This is a genomic window from Yoonia sp. (genome assembly GCF_036770585.1).
In the GTDB taxonomy this organism is placed as follows: Bacteria; Pseudomonadota; Alphaproteobacteria; order Rhodobacterales; family Rhodobacteraceae; genus Yoonia.
In genome coordinates, this window is record NZ_DAIPIW010000127.1 from 1 (window position 1) to 3,186 (window position 3,186).

At 60.5% G+C, this 3,186-nt stretch carries 4 protein-coding genes; all 4 read right to left on the reverse strand.

What is annotated here, in order from left to right:
* Positions 1-269: superoxide dismutase (locus V7N12_RS13885; RefSeq protein ID WP_443089972.1), on the reverse strand; the 269-nt coding region annotated here is incomplete at its 3' end.
* A gap of 301 nt (positions 270-570) precedes the next feature.
* Positions 571-789 carry a hypothetical protein gene (locus tag V7N12_RS13890; protein WP_333715252.1) on the reverse strand — a complete coding sequence of 73 codons (219 nt, stop codon included), beginning with the start codon at positions 787-789 and terminating at the stop codon, positions 571-573.
* A 488-nt stretch (positions 790-1,277) separates the two neighbouring features.
* Positions 1,278-1,841 carry a sarcosine oxidase subunit gamma gene (locus V7N12_RS13895; protein WP_333715254.1) on the reverse strand — a complete coding sequence of 188 codons (564 nt, stop codon included), beginning with the start codon at positions 1,839-1,841 and terminating at the stop codon, positions 1,278-1,280.
* On the reverse strand, positions 1,834-3,186 hold a 1,353-nt coding region (locus V7N12_RS13900), incomplete at its 5' end, for a glycine cleavage T C-terminal barrel domain-containing protein (protein ID WP_333715256.1). The genes V7N12_RS13895 and V7N12_RS13900, both read right to left, overlap by 8 nt.

A 3,186-nucleotide genomic window follows, 5' to 3' on the forward strand; every position in this document is an offset into this window, starting at 1 on the left:
CCCATCATCTCCCAGAACTGGTTGTGGTTCCACAACTGGCTGATGTTGTTGAAGATCCCGTTCTGTGCGACCGCCGATGTGTCATAGGTGCCGACGATGATCTCTTCCAGCGACTTGCCCTCCCATTCGGTTCCCGCGATTGCGGCATTGCCGTTGGTCACATAGGCGTTGTGGTGCAGGTCGTGGTGGTATTCCAGCGTCTCGGCCGACATGCCCTTGCTGGCCAGAGCGTCGTGCGCATAAGGAAGATCGGGTAGTGAGAAAGCCATTTCGGACCTCTTTCAATTAGCATTTCGGTTACAGGGATAGATGTCATCTCAGGCGACAAGGTCAAGGGGAATGGTGCAATCCGTCGCCTGCCAGACCGGCATTTCCGCTGCACTTTCATTTGCATGGCCGCACTGCAAAGGGCCCCTTTTGCCCCGCAATGCGCCCTTTGGCGATGGCCTAGAGCGAGACGATACCACGCTCGATCAGATCCACGAAGTATCCCTGCAGCACAGCCCATTTGAAGCCGATCAGGGCAAGGGCGACCGCCGCCGCCAGCCGCACGGCGGCATAAAGGACCAGTCAGACCCCGACAACCACAAGCGCAGTCCAATAGATATTGTTGACGGGCGTGGACACCGGCATCGGCTGCATCAGGAAAGACAGGTTCTGCACAGGATAAAGCGGAAACCCCAACCGTCCCGACAAGCCGATCGCGAACAGCACGGCACCAGCAAGCATCGCTGCGGTCTGTGCCGTCAGCGCCTTGATCTTTTCCAGAATGGACTCTTCATCTGACACGGTGGCGGTTATTCAGTCGGGACCCTTGCCCTACCTGACTAACAAACAGGCACCGTGGCCACAACCGAAGCCTAGACCTCGCAGTGCCGACGAGGCGTCAACCGTGAACTTCCATAAGGCGAGGCGGCGGTAGATTTCTTCTTGGGCGACTTCGGAGAACCCAGTAACAACACAACCAAAAGCAAACCAACCAAAACAATATCAAACACGTCTTTCGTCCATCCTGTCCATCTACCGCCAAACCGGTAAGCCACTGTTAACAGGGACCGAATACGCCAGTATGTCCGTCGGATGCTACCTCACCTTTTGTATAGGCAAAGGGCTGCAACCACAAAGTATTGACACTCTGACGAAACCTTTCCGCCTCATTTCAGGGGGATTTGGCAAAAGCGCCACCTTCTCGACACACTTCAGGGTTGCATGTGAGTCGGCACATATGTGTGTTCGCTTATATTTGATGGTCAAGAATGAGCAGCCGGTGCCGGGCGTCAGAAATGCCCGACCCGCCCTGCCCTGGCGCTAACCGCCAGCAGGTTGAACGCATAGTCGGCCACCGAGCGGAAGCAGATCACCGCGAATGTATCCTCATCCATCATCCAGAAGGCGGCGGCCACCTGTCCCAGACGGGTCCTGCGGAAATCGCCAAGGCCAAAGCTGTCGGGGTGCAGATCGACGGGCGCAAGTTTCGCCAGCACCTCGCGCCCGAAATCGCCCTCCACCAGGATCAGCGCGCGCGCGTCCGAGACGTTCTCGGCCAGAAAATGCGTCCCCTGCAACGCCGCGTCGATCTTGGCGACCGCATCCCCCGCCTTCTCATAGGGCACCAGCACAAGCAGTTCGTCCGGCGACATCCAGGCGAGACCGGATTTGCCCTCGACACTCGCCTTGCCTTGCCTGGGGACCGCGACACCGGTGACCGCCTTGCAGACCGCCGCAAGCTTCTTGTCGGCCAGATCACCGCGCAGGATGATCATGCCTTGCAGGCCGGCGTCGCGGATCGTCACCTCTCCGGCGGCCAGCTTGCCGTTCAGGGCGCTTACGGCATCAGACATTCTGCTTCTCCCCTTCCTTGTCATAGAAGACAGGATCGACGATTTTCGCCTCTATCGTGCCACCCTCGACGGTGTTGAAGGCGATGACCTCGCCCATGCGGTCGGGCCCGTGCAGCACCAGACCCATCGCGATGCCGCGTTCCAGCGTCGGTGAAAAGTAGGTCGAGGTGACCCGCCCTTGCGTGTTGCGCTGGCCGTTCGCATTGGTGCCATCCGCAATCGCATAGGCCCCATCGGGCAGGACAGAGCCATCGACGGTTTCCAGCCCCACCAGCTTCCAGCGGTCCGGATCGGCCATATGCGACCGCTGGTGCGCGCGCTTGCCGAGGTAGTCGTCCTTCTTCTTCGACAAGGCCCAGTGCAGGTTCAGGTCCTGAGGGATCACCGTGCCGTCGGTTTCATCCCCGATCATGATGAACCCCTTCTCCGCCCGCATGATGTGCAGCGCCTCGGTGCCATAGGGCATGACGCCGAATTCTTCTCCGGCGGCGATCAGCGCCTCCCAGAAGGCGCGGCCCTGCCCTGCGGGCACGGCGATTTCATAGGACAGCTCGCCCGAGAACGAGATGCGGAAGACCCGCGCATCGAAATCACCGATCTTTCCCTGCGCCCACCCCATGAAGGGCAGCGCCTCGGGGCTGACGTCCATCCCGCCCAGCTTGCGCAACACCTTGCGGGCGTTCGGGCCGACCACGGCGATTTGCGCGTATTGTTCGGTCACATTGGCGACATAGACCTTCCAGTCCCACCATTCGCATTGCAGCCAGTCTTCCATATGGGCGTGGATCCGCTCGGCCCCGCCGGTGGTGGTGTGGCAGAGCCAGCTATCCTCGGACAGGCGCGCGACCACGCCATCATCCATCAGGAACCCGTTTTCCGAACACATCAGGCCATAGCGGCATTTGCCGACGGGCAAGGTGGACATCATGTTGGTATAGATCATGTCGAGGAAACGGCCCGCATCCGGCCCCTTGACGATCAGCTTGCCAAGGGTCGAGGCATCGAGCTGCCCGAGGTTTTCGCGCGCGTTCCTGACCTCGCGGTTGACCGCATCATGCAGGCTCTCGCCCGTGCGGAGATAGGCATAAGGCCGCCGCCACTGGCCGACAGGTTCGTTGTCGGCACCATTGGCGTTGGACCAATCCGACACCGGCGTCTTGCGGATGGGTTGGAACAGCGCGTCCCGCGCCACACCCGCAATCGCCCCCATCGAGATCGGCGTGTAGGGCGGGCGGAAGGTCGTCGTGCCCACTTGCGGAATATCGGCGTTCAGCGACTGCGACAGGATCGCCAGACCGTTGATGTTGCTCAGCTTGCCCTGATCGGTCGCCATGCCCAGCGTGGT